The organism is Streptomyces sp. NPDC058257, assembly GCF_042881845.1.
In the GTDB taxonomy this organism is placed as follows: domain Bacteria; phylum Actinomycetota; class Actinomycetes; order Streptomycetales; family Streptomycetaceae; genus Streptomyces.
The window spans coordinates 285165-311472 of the sequence record NZ_JBHVXJ010000001.1 but is presented as its reverse complement, the minus strand read 5'-3'; the positions used below and the strand labels follow the sequence as shown (position 1 = coordinate 311472).

General features: G+C 68.8%; 26 protein-coding genes and 2 pseudogenes. 15 read left to right on the top strand and 13 right to left on the bottom strand.

Annotated features, from left to right (window positions below; genetic code table 11):
• Position 1: 1 nt before the first annotated feature.
• Entirely contained in the window at positions 2–1624 is a 1623-nt protein-coding gene (locus tag ACFVXC_RS01305; protein ID WP_389900363.1) for an ABC transporter substrate-binding protein, read from the bottom strand.
• A 397-nt stretch (positions 1625–2021) separates the two neighbouring features.
• Here ACFVXC_RS01305 and ACFVXC_RS01300 point away from each other — a divergent pair, with 397 nt between their 5' ends.
• Genes ACFVXC_RS01300 through ACFVXC_RS01290 form a run of 3 tightly spaced genes read left to right on the top strand, consistent with a single transcriptional unit; the run spans position 2022 to position 3815 of the window.
• Positions 2022–2480 (top strand): transposase, encoded by a 459-nt coding sequence (locus ACFVXC_RS01300; RefSeq protein ID WP_389900362.1) that lies wholly within the window; start codon positions 2022–2024, stop codon positions 2478–2480.
• A gap of 10 nt (positions 2481–2490) precedes the next feature.
• The gene (locus tag ACFVXC_RS01295) at positions 2491–2925 is read left to right on the top strand and encodes an OsmC family protein (protein WP_389900361.1); all 435 of its coding nucleotides are present in this window, start codon (positions 2491–2493) and stop codon (positions 2923–2925) included.
• Positions 2922–3815, top strand: coding sequence for a sulfurtransferase (locus ACFVXC_RS01290; RefSeq protein ID WP_389900360.1), 894 nt, complete (start codon positions 2922–2924; stop codon positions 3813–3815). The genes ACFVXC_RS01295 and ACFVXC_RS01290 overlap by 4 nt, the downstream gene beginning before the upstream one ends.
• Before the next feature lie 523 nt (positions 3816–4338).
• Here the strand turns inward: ACFVXC_RS01290 and ACFVXC_RS01285 are convergent.
• Complete coding sequence (locus ACFVXC_RS01285) at positions 4339–5253, bottom strand: NmrA/HSCARG family protein (protein WP_389900359.1); 915 nt, start codon at positions 5251–5253, stop codon at positions 4339–4341.
• A gap of 102 nt (positions 5254–5355) precedes the next feature.
• Between ACFVXC_RS01285 and ACFVXC_RS01280 the strand changes: the two genes are divergently transcribed.
• A complete protein-coding gene (locus ACFVXC_RS01280; protein WP_389900358.1) occupies positions 5356–5934 on the top strand; it encodes a TetR/AcrR family transcriptional regulator in 579 nt (192 codons plus the stop codon).
• Between the two features lie 79 nt (positions 5935–6013).
• Positions 6014–6199 (top strand): DUF1737 domain-containing protein, encoded by a 186-nt coding sequence (locus ACFVXC_RS01275; RefSeq protein WP_389900357.1) that lies wholly within the window; start codon positions 6014–6016, stop codon positions 6197–6199.
• On the opposite strand, the gene ACFVXC_RS01270 is transcribed toward ACFVXC_RS01275, so the two are convergent.
• The 4 genes from ACFVXC_RS01270 to ACFVXC_RS01255 all read right to left on the bottom strand — a co-directional run bounded on the left by ACFVXC_RS01270 (position 6159) and on the right by ACFVXC_RS01255 (position 9395).
• Positions 6159–6659 (bottom strand): FAD-dependent oxidoreductase, encoded by a 501-nt coding sequence (locus ACFVXC_RS01270; RefSeq protein ID WP_389900356.1) that lies wholly within the window; start codon positions 6657–6659, stop codon positions 6159–6161. The genes ACFVXC_RS01275 and ACFVXC_RS01270 overlap by 41 nt on opposite strands.
• 386 nt (positions 6660–7045) lie before the next feature.
• Entirely contained in the window at positions 7046–7903 is an 858-nt protein-coding gene (locus ACFVXC_RS01265; RefSeq protein ID WP_389900355.1) for a biotin-dependent carboxyltransferase family protein, read from the bottom strand.
• Complete coding sequence (locus ACFVXC_RS01260; protein ID WP_389900354.1) at positions 7900–8634, bottom strand: allophanate hydrolase subunit 1; 735 nt, start codon at positions 8632–8634, stop codon at positions 7900–7902. Before ACFVXC_RS01260 ends, ACFVXC_RS01265 begins: the two co-directional genes overlap by 4 nt.
• On the bottom strand, positions 8631–9395 hold the full coding sequence (locus tag ACFVXC_RS01255) for a LamB/YcsF family protein (RefSeq protein WP_389900353.1): 765 nt from the start codon (positions 9393–9395) through the stop codon (positions 8631–8633). The genes ACFVXC_RS01260 and ACFVXC_RS01255 overlap by 4 nt, the downstream gene beginning before the upstream one ends.
• Before the next feature lie 162 nt (positions 9396–9557).
• Here ACFVXC_RS01255 and ACFVXC_RS01250 point away from each other — a divergent pair, with 162 nt between their 5' ends.
• From ACFVXC_RS01250 to ACFVXC_RS01230, 5 genes and pseudogenes are all read left to right on the top strand, one after another.
• Positions 9558–10277: a DUF969 domain-containing protein gene (locus ACFVXC_RS01250; protein ID WP_389900352.1), complete on the top strand. Its 720-nt coding sequence runs from the start codon at positions 9558–9560 to the stop codon at positions 10275–10277.
• Positions 10274–11233: a DUF979 domain-containing protein gene (locus ACFVXC_RS01245; protein ID WP_389900351.1), complete on the top strand. Its 960-nt coding sequence runs from the start codon at positions 10274–10276 to the stop codon at positions 11231–11233. The genes ACFVXC_RS01250 and ACFVXC_RS01245 overlap by 4 nt, the downstream gene beginning before the upstream one ends.
• A 22-nt stretch (positions 11234–11255) precedes the next feature.
• The gene (gene pcp / locus ACFVXC_RS01240; protein ID WP_389900350.1) at positions 11256–11912 is read left to right on the top strand and encodes a pyroglutamyl-peptidase I; all 657 of its coding nucleotides are present in this window, start codon (positions 11256–11258) and stop codon (positions 11910–11912) included.
• 161 nt (positions 11913–12073) lie between these two features.
• On the top strand, positions 12074–13057 hold the full coding sequence (locus ACFVXC_RS01235; protein WP_389900349.1) for a DUF2891 domain-containing protein: 984 nt from the start codon (positions 12074–12076) through the stop codon (positions 13055–13057).
• A gap of 55 nt (positions 13058–13112) precedes the next feature.
• A pseudogene (locus tag ACFVXC_RS01230) lies at positions 13113–13247 on the top strand (alpha-ketoglutarate transporter); the annotation flags it as partial.
• Positions 13248–13504: 257 nt separating this feature from the next.
• On the opposite strand, the pseudogene ACFVXC_RS01225 reads toward ACFVXC_RS01230, so the two are convergent.
• Positions 13505–13909: pseudogene (locus ACFVXC_RS01225) on the bottom strand (hypothetical protein); the annotation flags it as partial.
• A 130-nt stretch (positions 13910–14039) separates the two neighbouring features.
• Here ACFVXC_RS01225 and ACFVXC_RS01220 point away from each other — a divergent pair.
• The 4 genes from ACFVXC_RS01220 (at position 14040) to ACFVXC_RS01205 (ending at position 19240) form a co-directional block, all read left to right on the top strand.
• Complete coding sequence (locus ACFVXC_RS01220) at positions 14040–15371, top strand: uracil-xanthine permease family protein (protein ID WP_389900348.1); 1332 nt, start codon at positions 14040–14042, stop codon at positions 15369–15371.
• Positions 15368–16693 carry an amidohydrolase family protein gene (locus ACFVXC_RS01215; RefSeq protein ID WP_389900347.1) on the top strand — a complete coding sequence of 442 codons (1326 nt, stop codon included), beginning with the start codon at positions 15368–15370 and terminating at the stop codon, positions 16691–16693. Before ACFVXC_RS01220 ends, ACFVXC_RS01215 begins: the two co-directional genes overlap by 4 nt.
• 215 nt (positions 16694–16908) lie before the next feature.
• Positions 16909–17895 carry an isopenicillin N synthase family dioxygenase gene (locus ACFVXC_RS01210; RefSeq protein WP_389900346.1) on the top strand — a complete coding sequence of 329 codons (987 nt, stop codon included), beginning with the start codon at positions 16909–16911 and terminating at the stop codon, positions 17893–17895.
• 25 nt (positions 17896–17920) lie between these two features.
• Positions 17921–19240 carry a nucleobase:cation symporter-2 family protein gene (locus tag ACFVXC_RS01205; RefSeq protein WP_389900345.1) on the top strand — a complete coding sequence of 440 codons (1320 nt, stop codon included), beginning with the start codon at positions 17921–17923 and terminating at the stop codon, positions 19238–19240.
• Between the two features lie 746 nt (positions 19241–19986).
• On the opposite strand, the gene ACFVXC_RS01200 is transcribed toward ACFVXC_RS01205, so the two are convergent.
• From ACFVXC_RS01200 to ACFVXC_RS01190, 3 genes are all read right to left on the bottom strand, one after another.
• On the bottom strand, positions 19987–21174 hold the full coding sequence (locus ACFVXC_RS01200; protein ID WP_389900344.1) for a glycoside hydrolase family 64 protein: 1188 nt from the start codon (positions 21172–21174) through the stop codon (positions 19987–19989).
• Between the two features lie 782 nt (positions 21175–21956).
• On the bottom strand, positions 21957–22250 hold the full coding sequence (locus tag ACFVXC_RS01195; protein WP_389900343.1) for a hypothetical protein: 294 nt from the start codon (positions 22248–22250) through the stop codon (positions 21957–21959).
• The gene (locus ACFVXC_RS01190; RefSeq protein WP_389900342.1) at positions 22243–22650 is read right to left on the bottom strand and encodes a hypothetical protein; all 408 of its coding nucleotides are present in this window, start codon (positions 22648–22650) and stop codon (positions 22243–22245) included. Before ACFVXC_RS01190 ends, ACFVXC_RS01195 begins: the two co-directional genes overlap by 8 nt.
• A 134-nt stretch (positions 22651–22784) precedes the next feature.
• Between ACFVXC_RS01190 and ACFVXC_RS01185 the strand changes: the two genes are divergently transcribed.
• Positions 22785–23387: an ArsR/SmtB family transcription factor gene (locus ACFVXC_RS01185; protein WP_389900341.1), complete on the top strand. Its 603-nt coding sequence runs from the start codon at positions 22785–22787 to the stop codon at positions 23385–23387.
• A gap of 90 nt (positions 23388–23477) precedes the next feature.
• Here the strand turns inward: ACFVXC_RS01185 and ACFVXC_RS01180 are convergent, their stop codons facing one another.
• From ACFVXC_RS01180 to ACFVXC_RS01170, 3 genes are all read right to left on the bottom strand, one after another.
• Positions 23478–23948 carry a MarR family winged helix-turn-helix transcriptional regulator gene (locus ACFVXC_RS01180; RefSeq protein WP_389900340.1) on the bottom strand — a complete coding sequence of 157 codons (471 nt, stop codon included), beginning with the start codon at positions 23946–23948 and terminating at the stop codon, positions 23478–23480.
• Positions 23949–24005: 57 nt separating this feature from the next.
• Positions 24006–24560: a hypothetical protein gene (locus ACFVXC_RS01175; RefSeq protein WP_389900339.1), complete on the bottom strand. Its 555-nt coding sequence runs from the start codon at positions 24558–24560 to the stop codon at positions 24006–24008.
• A 98-nt stretch (positions 24561–24658) separates the two neighbouring features.
• Positions 24659–26179 (bottom strand): MFS transporter, encoded by a 1521-nt coding sequence (locus ACFVXC_RS01170; protein ID WP_389900338.1) that lies wholly within the window; start codon positions 26177–26179, stop codon positions 24659–24661.
• Between the last annotated feature and the right edge of the window lie 129 nt (positions 26180–26308).

The following is a 26308-nucleotide window of genomic DNA, read 5'->3' as shown; positions in this document are numbered from 1 at the left end:
GCTACTTCTTCGCCAGCCAGGCATTGATCAGGTACTGATCGAGCCCGACGGGTGTGGTGCCGTGCAGCCGCGGCGAGTGGGCCCAGATGTCGACGTCGTTGGACAGCGGCACCTCGTAGGCCTGCTCGATGAGGATGCGGGACGCCTGGTCCACCAGTTTCTGGCGCTTGTCCTTGTCGGTCGTCTGGTTCTGCGCCTGGAGGAGCCTGTCGAGCTTCTTGCCCGTCTTGTCGTCGTCCGCGATGAAGCTGCGGTCGGAGCCGTCCGTGGTGCCGTAGTTGGCGCGCAGCACGTCGGGATCGGGCGTGGAGGCGTACCAGTAGGCGACGTCGTACTCGCCGCTGAGCAGCTTCTCGTTCGCCTCGGCCTCCAGCGGTGGGTCGAGGACGAGTTCGACGCCGAGCTTCTTCCACTGGTCCTGCAGGGCCTGCCATGCGGCGTCGTCGCGCGGGGCACGCAGCGACAGCCGCTTGCCTTGGGCGTTGACGCGGATGCCGTCGGAGCCGACCTTGCCCCAACCGGCCTGCTTCAGCAGCGACTTGGCCTTCTTCGGGTCGTACTTGAGCAGCGCGCTCTGGTCCGAGTAGGCGGGGTTGTCCTTGCTCAGCGGACCGGTCGCGGGCTGGTCCACGCCACCCGAGGCGATCTTGACGAACTGCTCGCGGTCCACGCCGACCTGGAGCGCCTGGCGCACCCGCACGTCCTTGAGGAACTTGGAGGACGTGTTCAGGGGTATCTCGGTCCCGGTCGCGGGGTTGAGCGTCTTGGAGATCTTCAGGCCGGCGGCCTTCAGCTGCGGGACGTACTTGGCGTTCACCCAGTAGACGAACTGGAGCTCGTCGTCCCCGATGACCGCGCCGTTGCGCACCGAGTCCTCGGGAATGATCTTGTAGACGACCTGGTCGAGATAGGCCGACCCGCTGTGCTTGAAGTACTTCGGCGCCCAGTCGTAGTCCTTGCGCTTCTTCAGCACGATGCGCTGGTTCGGGACGTACTCCTTCAGGTAGAAGGGGCCGGATCCGTCGAGATACTTCTGCCGCTTCTCGACGGGGAGCTCTGCCGTCTTCTGCGAGACGATGCCGACATAGGCACGAGAGAGAGATGTCAGGAAGGCGGCGTTCGGCTCCGCGAACTCGACGGTCACCTTGTGCTCCGAGGGCGTTGCGATCTTGCTGATGCCCTGCACGATGGTCTTCGCGCTGGAGTGGATGCCGGGCCGGTTCAGGCTCTCCAGGTTGGCCTTGACCACCTTCGCGGTGAGCTTGGTGCCGTCGTGGAAGGTCACGTCGTCCCGCAGCTCGAACGAGTACGTCCGCGCGTCCTTGCTGACCGTCCAGCTCGTGGCGAGCCACGGCTCGACCTTCTTGGTCTTGGGGTTGTAGAAGACCAGGGAGTCGGTCAGGGAGCGGGCCGCCGTGCGCCAGACCTGGTTGACGACGGCGGCGTCGACGCCGCCGGGGTCGGCGCTGAGGCCGATGTTGAGCGTGCCTCCGTAGCGGTCCTTCTCCGCCACGGAGGCGGCTGTGTCGCTCTGCCCGCCGCTGCCCGAGCAGGCGGCGGTGGTGAGAAGCGCCGAAACGGCGCCCACTGCGGCGAGCCGCCGCCACGGACGTGAACTGAACACGGCTTGTCTTTCCTCTCGTTCGGCGCAGGGGCGAGCTGCAGCGGCCGTGCGGCCATCAACGACCGCGCAGCGCCACGCAGGTGCACTTGCCTCAGGCGAAGGTGTGGCAGTGACGCAGGAAGCGATACCAGAAGCGATACCAGAAGCGATACATAAAACTTCCTGCCTCAGGACCCGCGTCCCACATCTCGTGAAACGCGGACGGCGTACGCATCAACACCCCGCCACCTGCGCATCATTGCTGTTCAGGCCGCTATGGGGCCCCGCCGTCACACGGGGAGTGGAGATGCCGCGTGGTAGCAGCTGGTTACTGCTAACCCGTAGTTCGATATGTTTGCACGGCGCGCGGTAAGTAGCGTGACAGCAACATTGCAGTCTCACGAACGGGGAAGCCAGCGTGGTTTTTGACAAGAAATACACCGACGAGGTGCGCCGGCGTGCCGTCGAACGCGTACACCAGCGGCGCCTCGCGGAGCCCACCAACCGCGCGATCGTCCGCGAGGTCGCCGAGGAGTACGAGGTCGGCCCGCAGTCCCTGCGCAAGTGGCTCAACCGCTACGACGACGGCAGCTACGACTACGACTCCGTCGACGGACAGGGAGAGGGGCCGGGGCAGGGGCACGAGGACGGCTGGCAACCGCCGGCCGCGCCGACCGGTCGCCAGGAGCACGGAACGGGCCGACGCGAACTGCTCGCCAGGATCGCGGAACTGGAACACCACATCGCTGTCCTGCGGGAGGACAACCGGTCCCTGACACGCGTTGTCCTGGTGCTGGCCGACCAACTCCGCGAGGCCACCACCAGCGGTGGTGTCCAGATCCCGGCGCCCACGGCCCGCCACGCGCCGCGCGCCTAGAATCGCTCCGGTGAGCGACAGAACTACCGTGGTCAGCAACCTGCACGGGCGGACCACCGACATCCGTGGCCGGTACGCCATCGCCGGGCCCGGATTCGAGATGGTGTCGGACGGATCGGTGCGCAGCGGCGGCCCGGGTGAGGAAGCGAGCTCGCTCGACCTGCTCGTCGCCTCCCTCGTGTCGTGCGCGCTCAACGCGTTCCGCCATGACTTCCTCGAAGGCGGCCAGCCCGAGCGCCAAGTGGAAATCTTCGCCCGGATCGAGCGCAAGGCCGAGGGTGACTATCTCGGCACGCTCATCCTGGAGTGCTTCATCGACGGCGTCGACCATGTCACGGCCGACGAGCTCGTCGCCGAGTACAAGAAGCGGTGCCGCATCTACAACGCCCTCAAGGCGAGCTTGCCGGTGGTGTTCGTGCCACACACATCGGGATCCACAGGATGACGGCGGCCGCTGCCTCCGCCCTCGTGAAGGCGCGGACGGCGTACGTCGAAAGGGCACACTCGGTGTTCATCGAGGTCGCTCCGTGGCGGGTGATGGCACCAGGGCCGGACCCGATCCAGGGAAGCATCCCCGGCGCGATCCGCACCTCGGTCAAGTCCGACTTCGCCGGCCGCCCGACGGCCGGCAGCGGCCACCTGCCGCTGCCGGAGCGCACTGCCGTACACGCCACTCTGCTCGCGTACGGTGTCTCTCCCGTCGACGACCTCGTCCTCTACACCCGCCGCATCGAGGAACTGTCGTCCGCCGCACGCGCGTGGTTCGTCCTCACCTGGGCCGGTTTCCGCTCGGTACGCGTTCTGGACGGTGGCCTGCCGGCGTGGACCCGGGCGGGCGGGCCGACGGGCGACCCGCGCGAGACACGGCAGCCCGCTCCGGTCCGGGACGGCACGCCGCCCGCGGGCGGGAACGGTGGCCGACACGTTCTGACGACGGCGGCGGAGGTCCTGGAGGTCGCGGACTACGGCACACTCCTCGACTCGCGCCCCCTGAGCGCCTACAACGGAGCGCTGGACGACCCGAGGACCGGCCACGTCCCGCACGCGATCCACGCCCATTCGGCCGAACTGGTCGCTTCCGACGGCTTGTTGAGGTCACCGACCGAACTGCGGAAGTGGTTCCTGTCCCGCCGGGCGATCGGCGGCCACGGGGTGGGCGCCTACTGCGGCGGTGGTGTGTCCAGCGCGCTGCTGGTGTTCGCCGGAGCCTTGCTCGGGCAGCGGGTGGGCCTGTACGTGGATTCGTGGTCGGCCTGGGCACGCGACGGGTTGCTGCCGGTCGAGCGGGGGACGGCGGTGACCAGGTCGTCGGCCGTGGACACGGACTGCGTGTGAAGGTGTGTTCCGCTAGGGCCTGCCGTAGTGGACTGCCGTCCGCAGGCGGGCAGGGCCACCGGAGATGCATCCGGTCCGTGGCTCGCGGGTGTGAACGGTTCCACGGCGCGTCAGTGCACGCGCGATGTCGTCCAACCCATCCTCCCTAACGAGGTTCGTGCGGTGCTGGCCAGGGCGTTGGCGTCGTATGCGCGCATCCACGTTATGCAGACCTGCCGCCCGCGAACGGCCGGGCATTGCGTTCGGCCAGGCGGTAGTCGGACCTCTCATCAGCGTCTCCTACGGCGCCTCTCGGGCCCGGTGACACCACCCTCCCAGGCCATCCGTTCGACAAGGGGGAACAGTCATGCCGGGCCCGGAGGCCAGCGGCCCTCTTGCAGGACCGCAGGTACTGACAGCAACGCCCGGGTGGCTCGGTACAGCAAGGCAGGGATCACCAGTGCACCATCTCAGCCACCGCCGAGGTCCTTTCGCCAGACTTCCACCTGCAGCGATGACTTAACGAGCCCCACAGGCTCAAGGGCTAGTGGGACACGGGCGTCAGATGCTCGTGTGCCCAGTCGGCGAACGTGGTCGGAGGGATGCCCAGCGCCCGGGCGAACTCGGGCCGGGCTGGCGCGAGGACCTCGTTGGTCCACTCGTGTCCGGCTCCCCACATCGGCATGCCTGCCGCGAGGGCCTCTTCAAGGCTCATGGAGGGTGGGGTCACGGTTACGCCCCACGCGGCGGACAACCTCTGCGCGATCTGCGTCATCGTGAGCAGGTCGCCGGCCAGTTCCAGCTCCACTTCGTGGAACCGGTCGGGGTCGTCTATGGCGTGCGCGGCGGCCGTGCCGATGTCCTCCGTGGCCACCAGTGCCAGTTCGGTGTCCGGTTTCAGCACCGTCAGCAGGCCGCCTTGGGGCCCGTTGGGTGCCAGCTCGGGCAGGTTCTCCATGAAGAACGCGGGCTTGATCACCGTCCAGCGGGCGAAGCCCGCACTCCGCACAGCGTCCAGGATCGTCTGCTTGGTGTTGAAGTATTCCTCCACCGCCGCCCAGCGGCCTTCGGCCCAGCCGGGGGCCTGGGTGTGCGCACCGACTCCGCTGGTCGAGGACTGCACGAAGTGCCGTACTCCCGCCGCTTTCGCCGCGTCTATCAGGTTGGTGGCCTGCGCAAGCTCTCCCACGAAGTCGACGCTGGTCTCGGTCATGGGCGGCATCTGCACCGAGAACACCGCGCGGACCCCCTCGACGGCCGGGCCAAGGGAAGCCCGGTCGGAGAGATCCGCCTTCACCAGCTCGGCGCCCAATGCCTCGATGGCCTTGGCGGGCTCCGAGTGCGGGTCGCGTACGAGCACACGTACCGGCACGTCGGCGGCCAGGAGCGCGCGGGCCGTAGCGCCCCCTTGGCGGCCGGTGGCTCCGGTGACCAGGACAGTGTCGTTGTTGGTAGGCATGGTTCTTGCTCCTCGCAGACGGGAGAAAGGAAAGCGGCGGGGCCCGCCGTTTTCGTTCCGCTAAGATATGGCGGGGCCCGCCATTTAGCAAATGAGGAGATCATGAACGGTCAGCGATCGGACGCCCGTCGCAACTACCAGCGCATCCTCGCCGTCGCCGAAGCCGAAGTCGCCGCGCACGGCGCCGACGCGTCCCTGGAGCAGATCGCCCGCACCGTCGGCGTCGGATCGGCCACCGTGCGCCGTCACTTCCCCACCCGCCGGGCACTGCTCGAAGCCGTCTTCCAGGAGCGCATCGAGGGCCTGTGCGAGCGCGCGCGCCGGCTGAGCGGGGCCGACGACAGCCGCACCGCGCTCCTGGAGTGGCTTCATGGCCTCGTTGCCTACGCCGTTTCCGCCCGCGGATTCGCCAGCACCCTCACCTACGAGCCCCCCACCGACGAGCCCGCCCCGCACTCCTGCGGCAACACAATCGAAGCGGCCGGAACGCCCCTGCTCCAGCAAGCCATCCGCGACAAGGCGGTCAAGCCGGACGTCAACTTGCACGACCTGCTCACCCTCGCCGTCGGCATCGCGCTGGCCACCGAGCACCACAGCAACCCCGCAGCCCAGGCCGACCGCCTCTTCCACCTAGCCGTCGAAGGACTCAGCCCCGCCCGAGGGGTCACCGATCCCTCGTGAGGGCCGTCAAGCGACGAGAGCGGTGAAGCGTGTGCCAAGTGCGAACCCGTTGTCGGGTGAGTCTGAGAATCTTCTCCTCATGAGCACACCACCAGGCGGATTGCCTGCCTACCGAGTCATCACCGGACCGGACGATGCCGCGTTCTGTCAACGTGTGAGTGACGCGATCGGCCTTGGCTACGAACTGCACGAAGGCCCCGCGGTTACCTTCAACGGTGAGAACGTCATCGTCGCTCAGGCCCTGGTCTGGTCGGCACAGTCGTAGCAGCCGTGAGAGCGGCGGTGCTTGTGGTCGGCCCATGACGTGAGAAGGCGCCGCACGGGTCTGCGTCGCTCGGGGTGTGGATGGCGTGGTCGGGCGGGTGTCGGAGGTGGGGCTCCAGGGCTTGGATATCACGTCGGCCGATGCGGAATTGGCCTGGCCCCGGCCGTGAGTACTGCGTCGGTGTGTCGGCCCAGGACAGTGAACCGGTCCGGCGGACGGTGACGTGGGGCAGTTCGTTCTCCAGACGCTGGTAGTCCGCCCGGACGTGTTCGCGAAGATCTTGAGCTCCGCCGGGCCAGTGGCCTCCCGCACCTCTGATCCAGGCGAAGGAGTCCCCGGTGACCCCGGCGGCCGGTGCGGGTCCTTGCTCGAGCAGGGTGACCGGGATACCCCGACGTGCCAGGTGGTAGGCCACTGAGGAGCCGACGATCCCCGCACCGACCACAACAACGGCTGACATAAGGCCCCTTCCGATAGGTCAGTGACCGTTCAGGCTGTGACTGCGGCTGTAGAGACAAGTCGGGTCGCGGCTGGGACGGCACAACAGGATTTACCGCGACCTGTCTTCCCTTCCAACTGGTGAGCCGGGAGCGGAGAGACCATCCCCCTGCGTGGCTACGAAGAAGGTAATGGGGGGGCAGGCGCAGGCGAGTCATAAGACTCTCGCCTGCGGCCCCCCGAAGGGATGGGCTGACACTCCACTTAACGAATACGCCGCCTGCCGCGTCGGCCCCGAGGTCACACTCGGCCTCCGCAGCCGGCGGGCCTTCTGGATTCTTCATGTCCTGCACCATCAACTCGCCTGCTACGGCGCCGATATGAGTACAGCGTTTGAGGAATCCAGCACTAGAGGGTGAACCGGAGCGGGGTGCCGGGCGCCGCCTGGGCCGCCGCGCCGAGAGCCGCTTCCTCCGCGACGGCGATCACCGGGTAGCCGCCGGTCGTCGGGTGGTCGTGGAGGAACACCACGGGCCGCCCGTCCGGCGGCACCTGCACCGCGCCGAGCACTATGCCCTCGCTGGGCAGCTCACCCTCCAACTCCCGCTCCAGGGCGGGCCCTTCGGTACGCAGCCCGATCCGGTTGCTGTTGCCCGAGACGGTGTACGCGGCAGTGACGAAGGTCAGGCGCGCGGCCTCGGTGAACCAGTCCGCGCGGGGCCCGAACCGCACCGGCAGGACGAGCTCGGCCGGGGGAGCGGGCCAGGGCGCCGCCACCGGCAGCACGGGTTGCGCGCCCGGCGCCTCGCCGACGGGCAGCACGTCCCCCGCGCTCAACGGCGCGGGCCCGAGTCCCGAGAGCAGATCGGTGGCCCGACTGCCGAGCACGGGCTCGATGGCGATCCCTCCGGCGACGGCAACGTAGGACCGGACCCCCGTACTGGCCCTACCCACGTCGAGAACGGCTCCCGCGGGTACGTGCACGGGGACCCCCCAGGCCGCGGGCGCACCATCGACGGTGACCGGGCAGGGCGCCCCGCCCACGACAACGGTGACCCCTCGATCCGGCCGCAGCGCGCACCCGGTGAGGGTCGTCTCCAGTACGGCGGCGCCCTCCGCGTTCCCGACCAGCCGATTGGCCAGCCCCAACGCACCCGCATCAAGCGCCCCGGACCGCGGAACCCCCAGGTGGGCATGGCCGACCCGACCGAAATCCTGAATGGTGGTGAGGGCTCCGCCCCGGACGACGGTGATCTTCACGGTCATCGCTCAAGCCCCCGCGACTCGCGCGGGGCGGGCGCCGGTGCAGCGGGCATGCCAAGCCCCTGCGGCGATTGAGCAGCGGAGGCAGGGGCAGCGCCCCGAGGCGTCAACCCCGCCGGAGCGAAACGAACCCGGGTCCCGGGCGACAGCAACGCCGCGGACTCCCGCGCCACATCCCACAAAACCCCGGGATCGGGCATCGTCCCGATCAACTGCCACCCGCCCGGCGTAGCCCGCGGGTACACCGCCGAATACCCCCCGGCCAACGCGACCGCCCCCGCAGGGACCCGCGTCCGCGGCGTCGCCCGCCGCGGCACATGCAACTCCTCCGGCAACCCGGCCAGATATCCGAACCCCGGCGCGAACCCGCAGAACGCCACCCGATACGTGTACGAGGCGTGCATCGCGGCCACGTCCTCCTCGGTCACACCCCACAGTCCCGCCACCTCGGCCAGATCCGGCCCGTCGTACACCACGGGTATCGTCACGACGTCCCCGTCCGCCACGGCCCCCAACGGCACATCCCACTCGCCCAGTTGGCGCGCGAGCGCATCCCGCTCCGTCACTCCGTCCAGTAGCACCGTCCGCGCCCCCGGCACGATCTCCCGCACCGGCGGCAACACCCCCGCGCCCCGCCTGCGCAGCAGTTCCGCGTGGAACGCCCCCGCGTGCTCGGCGTCGGCGAACTCCACCAGCAGCGCATTTCGCCCGGCAGGCCGTACGCGAATGCTCACGTGAACGCCCCGACCTCGACCCCGGCGCCCTCCAGCGCCACCCGCACCCGCGCCGCGATCGCCGCCGCGCCCGGGGTGTCGCCGTGCACGCACAACGACCGCGCGGCGACGGCGACATGGGACCCGTCGACTGCCTCGACCCCGCCGTCCACCGCGAACGCGACGGACCTGCGCACCACGGCGTCCGCGTCCTCGATGACGGCATCACGCTCGCGGCGCGGCACGAGCGTGCCCTCGGGGGTGTAGGCGCGATCGGCAAAGGCCTCACGTACCGGACGCAGTCCCAACTCCTCAGTGACACGCAAGAGTTGAGACCCGGGAAGTCCCAGCACGGGCAGTTCCCCACCCGCGAGCCGCACACCCTCGACGACCGCCCGGGCCTGTTCTCCGTCGCGCACGGTCCGGTTGTAGAGCGCCCCGTGCGGCTTCACGTACGTCACCTCGGCGCCGGCCGCTTCGGCGAACACCCGCAACGCCCCTACCTGGTAAGCCACTTCGGCCGCCAGTTCGTCCGGTGGTACGTCCATCGCGCGCCGCCCGAACCCGGCGAGGTCCCGGTACGAGACCTGCGCCCCGATCCGTACGCCGCGCTCGGCGGCCAGGTCGCAGACCCGGCGCATCACGGAGGGGTCGCCGGCGTGGAAGCCGCAGGCGACGTTGGCGCTGGTCACCACGGAGAGTAGGGCCTCGTCGTCGGTGAGGGTCCACCGGCCGAAGCCTTCGCCGAGGTCGGCATTGAGGTCGATGACGTCGTGGATCACGGGATCAACCTAGAGGATCGTTCAACGATCCGACAAGAGTCACGGTTTTCCGCACCTTTTCGACGTCCGAATCCTGAAACATCTTGTCGGATTGTTGAACGATCCCCTAAGGTCCGTGCATCCCTCATCCATAAATGCGTCCCTCATCGAAAAGGCCGCCGCATGATCGTTCTGCTCGGCGTGCTCGTGGTGATCCTCGGATTCGTCACGCGCCGCAATCCCGTCCTCGTGGTCGGCGTCGCCGGCATCGTCACCGGGCTGCTCGGCAAGATGAACCCGCTGGAGATCCTCGCGGCCTTCGGCACCTCCTTCGCCGACAGCCGCTCCGTCACCGTCTTCGCCATCGTGCTGCCGGTGATCGGCCTCTTGGAGCGCTACGGCCTGCGTGAACAGGCCCGCACGCTTATCGGGAAACTCGGCAAGCTCAGCGCCGGCCGCTTCCTCACCGCGTACCTGTTGGTCCGCCAGGTCACTGCCGCCTTCGGTCTCAACAACCTCGGCGGCCCCGCCCAGGCGGTGCGCCCGCTCGTCGCGCCGATGGCCGAGGCCGCCGCCGAACGCAAGTCGGGGGCCGTGCTGCCGGACAAACTGCGCGAAAAGGTCCGCTCCTACTCGGCTTCCGCCGACACCGTCGGCGTCTTCTTCGGTGAGGACTGTTTCATCGCGATCGGCTCGATCCTGCTGATCACCGGATTCGTGAACTCGACGTACCACGAGCACCTCGAACCCACCCAGCTCGCGCTGTGGGCCATCCCGCTGGCCGTCTGTGCGTTCGTCATCCACGGCGCCCGGCTGCTGCTCCTCGACAGGCATCTGGAGCGCGAGATGGCGCTCGGCGTCGCCGAACACGAGATCCCGCTGCCGAAGGAGCCCTCGAAGTGATCAAGGTCGAATGGCTCTACTGGCTGATCGGTCTGGTCTTCGTCGTCATGGCCGTGCAGATGGCGACGGACCGGACCAACCCCAAGCGCTGGACATCGGCCGCCTTCTGGGGGCTGCTCGGACTGACCTTCCCTTACGGCACCGGGGTCGCGGGCGGCTCGAAAGCGCTGCCCGCCGAACCCCTCGGCGTCGCGGTCCTCGCGCTGATCGCACTCGCCGGGTTCAACTTCATAGGCAAGGGCGAACCGGTCACCACCACACAGGAGCAGCGCGAGCAGTCGGCGGCGCGGCTCGGCAACAAGCTCTTCATCCCGGCGCTCACCATCCCGCTGGTCGCCATCGTCTGCGCCTCCTTCCTCGACGAATCGGGCCTCTTCGAGACCGGCCAGGCCACCCTTCTCGGGCTCGGTATCGGCTGCGTCGTGGCGCTCGTCGTCGGGATGCTGGTCACCGGTGAGCGCAAGGTGTCGACGCCGATCCACTCCGGCCGCTCGATGCTGGAGGCGATGGGCTCGGCGCTGCTGCTTCCGCAGCTCCTGTCCGTCCTCGGCTCGATCTTCGCGGTCGCCGGCGTCGGCAGCCAGGTCGGCAGGATCACGAACGCCGTACTGCCGGACAACTCCAAGTACCTGGCCGTGATCGCGTACTGCGTGGGCATGTTCCTGTTCACCGTGATCATGGGCAACGCGTTCGCCGCGTTCCCCGTCATGACGGCGGCGATCGGCTGGCCGGTGCTCATCCAGCAGATGGGCGGCAACGAGCCGGCGGTCCTCGCGATGGGCATGCTCGCGGGCTTCAGCGGCACCCTCGTCACGCCCATGGCCGCCAACTTCAACATCGTTCCGGCGACACTCCTCGAACTGAAGGACCAGTACGGGCCGATCAAGGCCCAGCTGCCGACGGGCTTCGCGCTCCTCGGCTGCAACATCGTGATCATGTCGCTCTTCGCCTTCTAGCCCGCCTTCCAAGGAGGTCCGCATGTCCGGGTCCACGCCCCGCGTTCTGCTCACCGGATTCGAACCGTTCGACGGGGAGTCCGTGAACCCGTCGTGGCAGGCGGCGGAGGCGGTCGCCGCCGCGCCACCGGCCGGCCTGGACGTCACGGCGGTCCGGCTCCCGTGCGTCTTCGGCGAGTCGCTGACGGCGCTGCGGGCCGCGGTGGCCGAGACCCGGCCCGGCCTGGTGGTCTGCCTCGGCCAGGCGGGCGGGCGCCCCGGCGTCACCGTGGAACGCGTGGCGATCAACGTCGACGACGCGCGCATCCCCGACAACGCCGGGGCCCAGCCGATCGACGTACCGGTGGTGCCGGGCGGGCCCGCGGCGTACTTCTCGACGTTGCCGGTGAAGCGTTGCGTGGCGGCGATGCGGAAGGCGGGGGTTCCGACGGCGCTCTCCAACACGGCCGGAACGTTCGTCTGCAACCACGTGGCGTACGGCCTCGCGCACCTGCTGGCCACGGAGCTCCCGGACGCCCGGGGCGGTTTCGTCCACGTTCCGTGGGCCCCGGACCAGGTGCCGGACGGCTCGGCCCCGTCCCTCCCCGTCGAGACGGTCGCGCAGGGCGTCCGAGCGCTGCTGCTGGCCGCAGTGCCGGCCCGTGAGGACCTGCGGGTGACCGAGGGGGCGACGCATTAGCCGCGGCGGGGCCGGCGGCGTCGGCGCGTGACGCTGGTGTGCGCGGTTCCCCGCGCCCCTTCAGGGACGCGGGGAACCGCGCGAACGCAACCCACACACCAGCCGCACCCGGCGATGTAACCAGCCCCCACCCGCGACCCCGCCCCACCGAAAGGACCCCCATGCTCACCCCGGAGGAAACCGCCCAGCTGGCGGCAGCCAACGTCACCCGCGAATACCCCAACTTCACGGCTCACCTGACCACTTCCCCGGACGACGACCCACGCCCGAGCGACCTCCACCCCGCCTTCTACGGAGCCTATGACTGGCACTCGTCCGTCCACATGCACTGGCTGCTTGTGCGCACGCTCCCCGCGCTCGACGACCCCGCCCCGTACACCGACGTACTCGACCGGCACCTCACCCGCGCCCACCTCGCCACCGAGGCCGAGTACCTGCTCGCCCGCCCGAGCTTCGAGCGCCCCTACGGCTGGGCCTGGCTCGTCGCGCTCGCGGCACAGTGCCACGGCACACAGTGGGCGGAGGCCTTCGCCCCCGCCGTGGACGCGGTCGACCGCCTCCTGACGGGCTGGCTGCCGAAGGCCACGTATCCCGTGCGCCACGGCGCCCACCCCAACAGCGCCTTCGCGCTCGGCCTGATCCTCGACACGGGAGAGCGGGCCGGGCTGCCGGCCCGCACCCTCGACGCCGTACGCGACCGGCTGCGCGGCTGGTTCGCCGACGACCACGACGCGCCCGCACACTGGGAGCCGTCCGGCCAGGACTTCCTGTCGCCGTCCCTGACGGAGGCCGACGCGATGCGCCGCGTGCTGAACACCCAGGAGTTCGCCGCCTGGCTGGACCGCTTCCTCCCCGCCCTCGCCACCGGTGGGCCCTGCCCGCTGCTCGACGTACCCCTCGTCTCCGATCACAGTGACCCGCAGATCGGCCACCTCCTCGGCCTCGCGCTCTCCCGCGCCGCCGCCCTGCGCGCGATCGCGGACGCACTGCCTCAGGGAGTCGTGCGCGAACGGCTCGCCAAGGCCGCGCAGGAACACCTCGACGCCGGTCTCCCGGCCGTCGAGAGCGGTGACTTCACCACCGATCACTGGCTTGCGACGTTCGCCGAACTCGCGCGTGAACAGTATGAACGCAAGCAGGCGTGATCGTTGTCCCGTGCACCCTTGCGGGAGCTCATAGTGTTCCCGCAACGCGCCGATCATGGGACGAGAACAATGGAAGAAGGTCCTGGTCGGCTCGGCCGGGAACATGGTCGAGTGGTTCGACTGGTTCGTGTACACGAGCTTCGCGACGCACTTCGCGGGATCCTTCTTCCCCAGCGGCACCCCGACCGCGTGGATTCGCACCGCCGTACGCAGTGACTCCATCAGCCGGAGTTAGGTCGTGCTGGGACAAGGCCATCGCGTCACCTCTCAACAGGCGTCACTGCTCGTAGAGGTGCGCGATGGCTGCCCCATGACCAGGGACTACGCGGAGATCGCCGCTACACCACTCGGTGGGACACCATCCTTGTCCCCAGCGGATGCCGGTTGATCCGCGCGTGCCGCCGGCCGGCCAGGTCGGCACTCTCAAGTCCCTCCAGAGTGAGGGAATGCCGCCTCGCCCGGTCGGCCCGTGGTAGTTGTGTTGACTGTCCCGATCGCACGCAGGTTGGCGCCGTCGCGCCCCGAGTTCGAGCCCGATGGCGTCCCGGTGCCGTAGCCGACGGCGGCGCTCCGGTGGGAATCGGTCCGCGGTTCTGTGCGCAACACGTCGAGCGCCGCATGGCCGATGCTCCGCATCCGGTCGGGATCAGAGAGCAGTGGCACGCAACGGGCCAGCATCTCAGGTGGCCCGGAACGGAGCGCCGGGGCGAACCGTCGCCCAGAAGCCGGCCCACGCTCGCGCGTGAACTCGCGGAAGAGCTCCGTTCCTGCGGTGACGCCCAGCGGTCCAGCTGGGCCCGGATGGGCCGGTATCCGCAGACGCAGGGTCCCGCACCAGATCCCTGACGGCAACCTGTGGGAAACACGGCGTCCCTACGGTCTCCTCTACACCGGTCATGGCTGTAACGGCTGGTGTGCGCGGAGGCGTTCACCGGCCTCGGCGCTAACCAGCCGTCTTCCGCCGAGCTTTCAGGGAGGAACGATGGCTGTACCCACGCATGCCGTCGCACCCGGATCGGGACCGCACCCCGTTGATGTCCGGCCGCCGATGCGCCGCCTGGTGCCGCTGAGCCTGCAGCACCTGCTCGTCGCCTACGCGGGCATGGCGACGATGCCCTTGCTGGTGGGCACCGCGCTGAACCTGCCCGAGGACCGGATACGACTGCTCATCAGCGCCAATCTGCTGGTGAGCGGGCTCGCCACACTCTTGCAGTCGCTCGGCGTGAAGCGGGTCGGGGCCCGGCTGCCGATCGTGATGGGGTCGACGTTCACCGCGATCACGCCCGCCGTGCTGATCGGCAAGGAGCATGGGCTCACCGCCGTGTTCGGGGCGACGATCGTGTCAGGCCTTGTGACCGTGGCGGTCGCACCGTGGTTCGGGCGATGCCTGCATCTGTTTCCGCCGTTGGTGACGGGGACTGTCATCGCTGTGATCGGTTTCTCGCTGGTGCCATCGGCGGCCGGGCTCGTCAGCGGTGGCCACGGTGCCGGTGGCGGGCGCGGGCTGGCTCTGGCCGGGGGGACGGTGCTGCTCGTGGTGCTGGTGGAGCGGCTCGCTCCGCCCGCTCTGGCGCGGTTCTCGGTGCTCGTCGCGATGGCTGCGGGGACCGTGCTCGCCCTGCCGCTCGGCCTGTTCGACGGTTCGGGCATGACGGACACGCACGCGGTGACGGCGCCGGACCCCACCGCCTTCGGAGCGCCCACGTTCGTTGTCCCGGCGATCGCGGCGATGCTCGTCGTGCAGCTCGTGAACATGGTCGAGTCCATCGGGGACACGCTCGCCGTCGGGCAGATCGTCGAGCGCGGGGACGACGCGCCCACCGTCGTGCGGGCGCTGCGCGCGGACGGCGCGGCGACCGCCGCGTCGGGAGCTCTCGCCTCCTTCCCCATCGTGACGTTCGGGCAGTCGGTGGGTCTGGTCAGCGTGACGCGGGTGCGCAGCCGTCATGTCGTCGCGCTGTCCGGCCTGTTGATGGTGGTGCTCGCGTTCGTTCCGGTTCTCGGGGCGGCCGTCGCATCCGTGCCGGGGCCGGTCATCGGCGGAGTCTCGCTCGTCATGTTCGGCATGGTCGGCGCCGTCGGTCTGCGCATCCTGGCCCGTACCGACCTCACCGACTCCCGCAACCTCCTGACCGCGGCGCTCGCCTTCGGTCTCGGGATGATCCCGGTAGGCGCTCCGGACTTCTACGCGCCGCTTCCTCCGTACGTACGCACGGTTCTGGACAGCGGCATCGCGGTCACCGGCATCGTCGCCTTCGCCCTCAACCTGCTGTTCCACCACGCGCCCCGGCTCCGGAAGGACCACGCCCGATGACGACGCCCGACATCGACACGATCACCGACGTCACCGTCTTGAGCGAGGCCAGCTGGCACGCGGGGATGGACGTCCACCTGGCCGACGGCCGGATCAGCGCTGTCGTACCAGCTGGTCAACTCCCCCATGGGCCGCGGATCCTGGACGGTTCCGGCGGCCATCTCACACCCGGCTTGGTGAACACGCACACTCACCTCTTCCAGGCGGGACTGCGCGGCATCGGCGAGGGACTTCCGCTGCTCGCGTGGCTCAGTGCCGTCGGCGACGAGGCGGCGCTGCTCACCCCCGAGCGGGCATACGCGACCGCGGTCGCCGCCGCGGCGGAGGCGCTGCGCAGCGGCACCACCACGCTCGTCGAGCACATGTGGCCGCACCCGTCCTGCGAGGTGCATGACGCCGTGTTGCGGGCGCTACGTGACAGTGGAGTCCGGGCGTTGCTGTGCCGGGGAGTGGCCGACCGTGCAGACCGTGGCCGCAAGTGGGGCTTCGACCCGCGTCTCATGCAGCCCCTGAAGGAGGCGCTCGGGCACACCGACGAGCTGGTCGCGGCGGCGCGCGGCAGCAGGGTCGGGGTCGGGGTCGCCGTGCCCAATCCGCGGTGTCTGACCCCGGAGGGGATGGCCGCTGTGCGTGACTACGCAGACGAGCGCGGACTGTCCGTCTCGCTGCATCTCCTGGAGACGACGACGGACGAGGCAATGTGCCGCGCACACGCGGGAGTCGGCGCCGTGGACTATCTGGAGCGAGCCGGGTTCCTGTGGGAGCGGCTGCTCGCCGTGCACTGCGTGGAGCTCGACGCCGTGGGCCGCGCGACGCTCGCCCGGCACGGAGTCGGCATCTCGTACAACCCGCTCAGCAACATGCGGCTGGGCAGCGGGATCGCTCCTGTGCCGGAGATGTTGGCCGCCGGGCTGCGGGTCGGGCTCGGCGTCGACGGCGCGGCCAGCAACGACACCCAGGACATGCTGGAGGCGCTGCGCATCGGCGCGTACCTGCAGCGGGCCGCGCACCGCAAGGCCGATCTGCTCGGGTTCCCCGAGATGTTCGAGCTCGCCACGAACGGCGCGAACCAGGTTCTCGGCCTGGAGGAACGCCCGGACGGCATCCAGGTCGGCATGCAGGCGGACCTGGTCCTGCACCGCTTCGAGAAGGACTACGCCTGCCTTCCCGTACACGATCCGGGGGCCACGCTGTTGACGTGCGCGAGCAACCGGACCGTAGCCGTGGTCATGGTCGGCGGCGAGGTCCTGATACGGGAGGGGGAGCACGTCCGTCTGCCTTCCTCGGAGTTGGCGGCCGGGCTCGGATTTACTGCGGCGTAACACCATGATCGTCGGTGGAAACACACGCCGGGCAGGCTGAGCGCATCGCGTGCGGGCCCCGGGACACCGGGGTTCGCGCCAGCCCACGGCGCCGGACCCGCGAAGGGGTTCACCGCGACCGTGCCCGCGGACCTCTGGGTGGCCGCGGCGGGGGGTGCAGGGGCGGTGACTGCATCCCGAGAAACCCACGATCGCTTCGAAGGGCGACAGCCGCGATGACTGAACCGAGCTACAGCCTGGCCGAGTTGGCCAAGGAGACGCACATGGGCGGGGCCGGCACGGAGACCTCCGCCCGGGAGATCCGCCGGATAGACCTCAGCGACTTCGACGCCCGCAGGGCCGAGATCACCGAGGAGTTGTGGGCCGCCGCCACCGACATCGGCTTCTTCCAGCTCGTGCACCACGGCATCGAACAGAGCGTTGTGGACAGGGCGTTCGCCGACGCTGAGCGGTTCTTCGCCCTGCCGCGGAAGACCAAAGCGCGGCACGCCCTGAAGAAGGGGCTCAACTCAGGCTGGGAATCCATGACCCAGGTCCGTCCGTCGATCGGAACTCCCGATCAGAAGGAGTCGTACCAGCTGACCCGGCCGCACATGGACGGGCTGTGGCCGGACGACGCGCTGCCGGGCTTCCAGGAGCGCACGCTCGCGTTCGAGGCCCGCTGCCGGGAGCTGGCCATGCGTGTGCTGTCCTGCTTCGCCGACAAACTGGGGCTGCCCGGCGGGTTCTTCGCGCGCGCCCACGACCCGGCCAGCGAGCAGTACCAGTCGACGCTGAGGATGCTGCACTACTTCGCGGTACCCGAGGACGTCGAGACCCCGGCGGACGTCTGGCGGGCGGGCGCGCACACGGACTTCGACTGTCTGACGCTGCTCTTCCAGCGCGACGGACAGGGCGGGCTGCAGGTGTGCCCGGGCAAGGAGGCAGAGGCGCAGGAGTGGACATCGGTCGAGCCGGCCGACACCGTGATCACCTGCAACATCGGGGACATGCTGACGCGGTGGAGCGACGACCGGCTGCCGTCGAACTTCCACCGGGTCAAGTCGCCGGGCCCCGGCGACGACCGGTCGGCCCGCTACAGCATCGCGTTCTTCGCGCAGGCCGACCGTGATGTGGTGATCGAGGGGCCTGCCGGCCGCTACCCCCCGATCACCGCCGCGGACTATATCCAGCAGCGCATAGCCGCCAACTTCACACGCTAGCAAGGGGGTTGAGGTGTCGACGTCCATGAAGGGTCCCGGTCTCGGACGGCTCGCGGTGCTCGGTCTGCAGCACGTGATCGTGATGTACACGGGGTGTGTGACGGTGCCACTGGTGTTCGGCGCGGCGGCCGGTCTCGACGCCGCGACGGTCGCCGTGCTCATCAACGCCGATCTGCTCGTGGCGGGCATCGTCACGATCATCCAGGGAGCCGGGGTCGGCCGCATCCTGGGTGTGCGGATGCCGGTGATGGCGGGGGCGGCGTTCACCGCGGTGACGCCCATGATCCTGATCGCCGGGGAGTACGGACTTCAGGCGGTGTACGGGTCGATGCTGGCCGCAGGCGTCTTCGGCCTGCTGGTGGCTTACCCGTTCGCGAAGGCCGTGCGCTTCTTCCCGCCGCTGGTGAGCGGCGTGGTGATCACGGTGGTGGGGCTCGCGCTGATCGGGGTCGGGGTGAACCTGGTCGTCGGCAGCGACCCGGAGGCCGCCGACCACGCCGCGCCCTCACGGCTCGCCCTCGCCGCCTTCGTCGTTATCGTGATCCTCCTCGTTGCCCGCTTCGGCCGTGGCTTCCTCGCCCAAACCGGCGTTCTTCTGGGCGTTTTGGCGGGCACGGCGGTCGCGGTGCCCTTCGGTCTGGTCGATGTCTCGACCGCGCGGACCGCGGACTGGATCGGTGTCAGCGCTCCCTTCCACTTCGGGGCACCGCAGTTCCCCGCGGTAGCGGTCCTCTCGATGTGTGTGGTGATGCTGGTGCTGTTCGCCGAGTCGACGGCGGACCTCCTGGCGGTCGCGGAACTCACCGGGAGGAAGCTGACGACCGCGGACATGGCACGCGGCCTGGCCGCGGACGGCCTCTCCGGCGTCCTGGGCGGTGTCATGAACGCCTTCCTGGACACCGTGTTCGCGCAGAACGTCGGCCTGGTGACCATGACGAAGGTCCGCAGCCGGCACGTCGCGACCGTCGCGGGCGGCATGCTCCTGGTACTCGGCCTGATCCCCAAACTGGGCGCGCTGGTCGCCGGATTGCCGCAGCCGGTGGTCGGCGCGGCAGGCCTGGTGATGTTCGCGACGGTCGCCACCGTCGGCATCGGCACACTCCGTACCGTGGACTTCGACGGCACGCATAATCTGTTGATCGTGGCCGTTTCGATCGGTGCCGGCATGGCTCCTGAGGTAGCCCCCGATCTGTACAGCAAACTCCCCGAGGGGGTGGGGATCGTGCTGGGTTCGCCGGTCACGAGCGCGACGTTGGTGGCCTTCGGGTTGAATCTGGCGTTCAACGGGACGGGGTCGAAGAGCGCTCGGGACACTGAACCAGTCGACGTACCGGCCTACCGGTAGTTCGTTGATTCGGGCGACGGGTGCGGGTCGACGGCAGATCGGGTTGGTCGTAGGCCGGTGGGGGGGGGAGTCAACTGCCCTGCCGGAGGCCGAAGATGACTGCTCTCCTTCCGCGGGCAGCCGGTGATGGCTCCGCACGAGGGCGGGGTCATCGTGATCGATCCTCCGGAGAGAGTGAGCTGCGCCCGATCTGCTCAGAACGTCCGTGTGAGGACGGTGAGTTGGTGGCGCGAGGCGAGGATCTCGGCGCCCTTGTCACGTTCGCTCATCGCAGCAGTCGCAGCAGTCGCAGCAGTCGCAGCAGTCGCAGCAGTCGCAGGAATCGCAGCAATCGCAGTGCGGCGAACGAGTTGGTGACGGCCAGGTAGGCGAGACGAAGTAGCACGAGTTCTCATCCTGCCGCACCACCGAAGACGCTCCTGATCTGCATGGATGGCATTCGCCGGTGACGGTCTGCTCACCCCGGCTCAGTCGCATGTCCGGGCGCCACCTGCCAACCTCGGCAGCAGGGCCAGTGCCGTGCGGGGCGACGCCGATTGCCGTCTCCATCCCGGTCCCGTTCGCGCACTCGTACGTCATCGCGGGGTGGTGCGGGGGCGATTCAGGCAATCTCCGGTGTCTCGTGAATGGCATGATGCCGTCCGTCCCGTCCATCCCTGTCGTTGACCGGGAGGCCAGACTTTGGCCCCGGGCACGACAGGGACGGGCAGGCGGCGGAAGGAGGCGCTTTGGTCCTCGTCCGGCCCCTAGTTGAATGGTTCGAGCGTCATGAACGCCTCTTGTGGGTTGTCGTCGTGCACCAGCGATTCATGGGCGCCCACGTCGTCGAAGGCGAAGCCGTACGCCTTACCGTCGGCCATCTGTGAGTGGATGATGCGGGAGTAGTGGTTGGTGACGGCGTCCCGGTAGAAATTGGTGTTGTTGGCGTCGGGCTGGTTGGGGTTGGTCAGGAGCGTCGAGCGGTTGAAGCCCGCGCACAGGGTGCGGGAGATCGGGCCGCGGACAAGGTCGTTGGGTGCGTCCAGGAGCTTGTAGCAGCCGAAAATGCTGTCGGAGTCCGGCTTCTGGAAGCTGGTGACTACCGCCCCCGAACTGTTGGTGAAGTTCATGACGTTGCCCGAGACCCGACCGTAGTACTTGGTGTTCGGCTGGTTCGCGAACGGCGTCACGGTGAGTGTGGAGGAGCTGTACCTGCTCCAGACCCGGTTGATGTAGTCGTTCATGACGCCGGCCGGCAGCCCGCCGGCCTCGATGCCGTGACCGGGTGAGATCGCACGCAGCGGTGTGCCGTCGGGGCGGTTTTGGATCAGTCCGCCCCAACCCGCCGAACGCAGTTGGCTGAAGACGGCGTTGTAGCCGCCTGGCTTGAGCCGGCCGGTGTTCTTGACCGTGCCGTCGGCTGCCCTCACGCCCACCGCGTACGGGGCCGAGAACATGTCGACCTGAGTGCTGTTGATCCACAGGCCGGCGTCGTTGAGCGTGTACTCGGACCAGTTGAACAGGGTGTTGCGGTTGGGGTCGGACGGGTTCTGCACGGCGGGCTGAACGAGGCCGCCGGTGGTGAGCTTGAAGACGATCTTCTGGCCGATGGAGAAGTAGACGCGGCCTGAGAACTTGGGCATCCGGATGGTCTTGGTCTGCCCATTGGCCGGACCGGCGATCGAGGCGTCGGGTGCGGGGGTGGGGGGATTGCCTCCTGCGGGCCAGGGGTGGAATACGCCGTTGGCGTCGCCCCAGCCCTGCTGGCCTGTCGAGAGCAGGGTGCCCAGGTTGTAGATGTAGACCGGCTCGCTGCGTCCTGAGTTGTTCTTGATCGTGAGCGGGATGGTCGCCGGCACGGCCTCTGCGGACGTCGACGGGCCGAGGACCGTCAGGCCCGTGGCGACGACCAAGGCCGAGACGACGGAAGCCAGGACTTTCGATAAACGGCTCACACTCTTCCTCCTTGTGGGGTGGGTCCTGATGGCGGTGGATCCCGAAGGTCGGAGGCGCGGCGCCCGCACGGCCTGTGGGCGCATGAGGGATGGATGCATTGAATGCTGAGAGCGCTCTCAGAATCCGGCTGTGTTCATGTTCTGTCAATGAAGCTGACGCAGCTCGGAGAGTCGATCGACCGCGGCGCAGCTCAGTTCGCGGCGTTCATCAGGTCAGCCAAGTGTGCTGATCAGCGAAGTGTGCTGGCCAGTCCTGCGCCTGCCGAAAACCAAGCGGCATGTTGGTACTCGTGGAGGACTTCAGCGTTCCATGATCGCGTTCATGCGTGGTATCCGGACGCCGGTGAGCACGGCTTGGATGTCGGCGTTGCTCAGAAGCCGCAGGCCAGGAGTGCGTCGGCCTGGGAGCGCAAGAAGGCGGCCCAGGCGGGGGCGGCTCCGTCGGGTGCGGGGGCGATGACTTCGGGGTGAGGATGGCCCAGATGCTGGAGGCGGCGACCTTGATGCCGAGGATGACGAGTTCGCCGTGCACCCTGCGATAGCCCCGCGTCGAGTTCTCCCGCGCCAGGCGCAGGTTCAGCACACGGATCGAGCGGACCGTGAGCGGTCGGCCCGGCCTCTTCGGGCGGCACGTGCGGGCGTGGGGCCGTTTGATCAGGTTGCGGTGCCGGCGCAACACGGTGTCGGGCCGGATCAGTGTCCGGAGCCGACGCATACGGCATGGCATGCGGCGATGCCTTTTCGAGCGGCGCAAGGTTGTGGACCATGAGTGAACCGGCCCCTCACCGGCGGACCCGGTGGCGGTGGCCCTGCCGACGGGTCAGCAGCCAGGCGAGATCTATCACCGCGATCGCTCCCCAGATCCAGCAGACGGCGGCGCCTCCGTCCGGCGCCAGCGCCGTGGCAAGTGCGCCCAATCCGACTGTGCCCAGCACCAGCCTTGTGCTGCGCCTCAATGCCAGTGACGCGCGCAGTGGCCCCGGTTCGGCCAGCCTGTCGGTCAGGTAGGCGTCGAACGCCTCCGCGACCTGATCGTCGATCTCGTCCCGCATCTGGGCATCAAGTGATTCAGGCATGAACTGCCATCCGCTGCACCGCAGTTGCCTGAACGGAAGCCACCATCGTCGGCCGTAGCGCGACGACAGCGCACAGTGCCGCCAGGGAGAGTTCCAGCGTGCAGGCCGGGGGCAGCGGGATGACGACGTAGTGCCCGGCCGTCATGACGTCGGCCCAGGTGTCGACCAGCAACAACACGGCTGTCGCGATGGACGCCAGCGGCGCCCGGCGGTCACTACGCCGAACCAGCACCGCCGACGTCAGCAGACCGGCGATCTCCAACGCGTCGGAGCCGACCCAGGCGACCCGCCAGTGCTGCGCCTGACAGGGGCCCGGCGGTGTCGTCCGCAGCACCGCGAGCCATGGCATCAGCGTCGGCCCTGCGGCCGGTAACAGCCTGCCGACCAGGTTTTTTCGCATCTCGACCCCCGAGCGTACCGGCGCCTGCTGGCACCCCCTGAACCAAACTCCTGAACCAAAGTAGCTATTGCAGAGATATTCTGCAAATAACCTCTGCGATTACTGCAGAGAGTCTCTGCAGTACGCTGGTCGGCATGGTCGAGCGCCCCGAGAAGAGAGTGCTCACCGGCCCGGACCTCAAAGCCTTCTACAAGGCACTGTCCAACCCGGTGCGCCGCGACATCCTGAGCTACCTCGGCGAGCACGGTGAAGCGAACTCCACCAGCGTCGCCAAGGCCCTTGGCGAAAGCACCGGCACCACCAGCTACCACCTGCGCAAACTCGCCGACCTCAAGCTGATTGCTGAGATCGAGGAGCGGTCCACCGGCCGGGAACGCTGGTGGAAGTCACTCATGACGGACATCTTCACGCCGCCGGGCCTGGAGTTGACGGCCGATGAACGTGAGGCCGCGGTGAAGATCGGCGCTCTCAAGATGACCCATGATCTGAACCTGGTCGTGAGCGCGTACGCCGGGTACGACTCCTCCGCGGGCTGGAACCAGATCTACCGCGCAGGACTGCGGATGACGAAGGAGCAGGTCGCCACGTTCGTCGAGGAGTACCAGGCGCTTCTACGCAAATACCAGACGGAGCCCGGTGACCTCCCGTCAGACTCCCGGCACATGGCCGTACGCCTGGTAGTCGTGCCCGACGGGGGTCCCCGGCCCACCCTGCCGACTGAGCCGGCTGACGATTAGCGCCGCACCAGACGACAGGGCCCGCGGCGAAGTCGTCACCGACCTGATCGTCTGGCTCGACTCCGGCATCGGCTGATCAGGGTGTGCCGCCTACACCTTGGTCGCCCGGTCGTAGGCGGCCACCGCCCGCTCCAGGAACGCCACCACTGTGGCCTGTTCCTGGGCTGTCATGGAATCGGTGATCTCGCCGATACCCACGACGAGGGGCTCGACGTGCTCGAAGGCGGCCTCCTCCCAGTGCTCCGCCGGTGTGACGAGCACCTTGCGCCGGTCCCCGGGATGGGGCTGACGGCTCGCGTGCCCGCCGTCCGCCAGACGGTCGATCACCAGCGTCATCGCCGCCGTCGATGTGCTGAGCGCGCGAGCCAGCTCGCTCGGCGTCGCTGGTCCTTCGCTGACCAGATGGTCCATTACCGCGAGCCCGGCGGGATCAACGCGCAGCTGCCGGCCCAGATAGCGCTCGAACCGCTGCTGGCGGCGGGTCAGATTCCGCAGCTGGTCGCGGATGGAACCTTCCGCCGGGGGCGCGGGCTGGGGATCGGTGGGCTGATTGGCAGTCATGGCGTGGAAGCTGCTTCCTGGTCGCTAAGGGCGTTGGAAACCAATGATGCGTGAGATCTACAGACTGTAGGAGGGCAGGGCGAAGGTGTCGGCTGGCGGGACGAGGAAGCGGTTCAGTACCTCGGCCACGCGGGGCCGGGCGGCGGCCCGCAGGACCAGGTGGAGGGCGCGGATACCCGCCCGGGTTCGCGGCGCGGCGACGCGCGGTACGCCGGGCGGCAGGTCCTGAGCCCGCTCGGCGTAGGGGCGCAGGAGCTCCTCGTAGCGGGTGAACACCTGCTCATGGTGGGCATGGTGGGCATGGTGGGCGAGTTCGCCGGCCAGGATGTACGCGCCGGTGAGGGCGAGGCTGGTGTCCATCCCGCTCAGGGGTGAGGGGCAGTACCCCGCGTCGCCGAGCACGGTGACGCGGCCGTGGGGCCAGCGGGGCATGCGGACCTGGCTGACGCGGTCGAGGTAGCCGTGGCGGTGCAGCCAGTACGCCAGGGTCGGGCCCGCGATGCCCGCTCCCGCGATGCCCGCTCCCGCGATGCCCGCTCCCGCGATGCCCGCTCCCGCGATGCCCGCTCCCGCGATGCCCGCTCCCGCGATCAGGACATTCCGATGGGTCATGCCACGTCATGCCACGCCCCCTGTTCCTCCTCGCATGCGCTCCACGTGCGCCGGTCCGAGGCTGCTGCACGAGCGACGAGCGACCCCTGACCGGGGAATCACGCGGTGATGTCCTGCTTCGCACCGGAGTCGACAGAACCGCTCTCGGAGGAGTCGGGGGTGTCGGAGGCAGTGGGGGTGATGCCGTGCTGCTCTTCCTCGGGACGGCCCTTCTTCGGAAGCAGGAAGGTGATGGCAAGGAACGCCGCGAGCAGACCCGCCTGGACGATCAGCGCGTGGTGGAAGCCGGTCGTGAAGTCACCCGTCTTGGCCTGCGCGAAGAACACCGAGCCGAAGATCGCCACGCCGATGGAGCCGCCGATGGCCTGCACCGCGGACAGCACGCCGGAGGCGGAGCCGATCTCGTCGTCGTCGACCGCGGCGAGGATGAAGCTGAACAGGGCGGCGATCACCATGCCCGCTCCGATACCGGCCACCACCACACCCGCGGCGATGTCCCAGATCGAGAATGAATCAGTGCTCAGAGCGTCGAGCTGGAACCAGAGCAGCACCGCACCGGCGAACTGGATGACCGGCCCGATCTGGAGGACCTTGCGGCCGATCTTGTCGGCGAGGAACGCGCCGCTGACCGCACCGCCGATCGCCGTGCCCACCGCGAGCGGCAGGTTGCCCAGACCCGCGTCCCCGGCGCTGAAGTGCTGGCCGATCTGCAGGAACAGGGTCAGCACGAGCTGCGTGCCGATCAGCCCGCCGAAGAACAGGGCGATCCCGCCGAGCCCCACGGTGAAGGCGGGCTTGCGGAGCAGGCCAGGGGTCACCAACGGCTCGCGGCCTGCCGCGGCAGTGCGGCGCTGGTGCAGAGCGAACAGGCCGAATCCGATGACCGAGGCGGCCATGCACAGCCAGGTCCACAGTGGCCAGCCGTCCTCCTGCCCTTGGTTCAGCGGCAGCACCAGGAGCGCACATGAGGCCACCACCAGGCTCGCGCCGACCATGTCGACCCGCACGGTGCGGTCGCCCTGTTTCTTCGGCACGAACTTCGCCGCGATGGCCAGGGCCGCAAGCCCGATGGGCAGGTTGACCAGGAACACCGACCGCCAGCCGAGGCCGAAGAAGTCGCCCTCGATGAGGAAGCCGCCCAGGACCGGACCGATGATGCCGCCCAGGCCGAGCACAGGGCCGAAGATCGCGAAGACCTTGGTGAGCTCGGGACCGGAGAAGTTCTCGCGCAGCAGGCCCAGGCCCTGCGGGAGCAGCAGCGCCCCGGCGGTGCCCTGGAGCAGCCGGAAGGCGATCAGCAACTCGATGTTCGGCGACAGGGCGCAGAGCAGCGAGCTCAGCGTGAAGGCCGCCAGACCGATGAGGAACATACGGCGCCGCCCGTAGCGGTCACCGAGGCGGCCGCCGAGCACCAGACCGGCCCCAAGCGTGAGGGCGTAACCGCCGATCACCCACTGCAGACCGACGGAACTGGCTCCGAGGGACTCCTCCAGTGAGGGACCCGCGACGTTGACGATCGACGCGTCCAGAAGGTCCATGACCTCCGCGACGATCATCACCACCAGGATCAGCCATCGCCACCGGTATGGCTCTGGCTCTGCGGTCAGGTCGGCACCCATCTTACCTCAGTTCACTGATTACTAAGTTTATTAGCAATATTGAGGGTAGTTAGTGCCTCGCAGATGTCAACCGCGCCCCGAAACCACGACCCCGCAGCCGGTCGCGACCACAGGTTCGTCCTAGGTGTT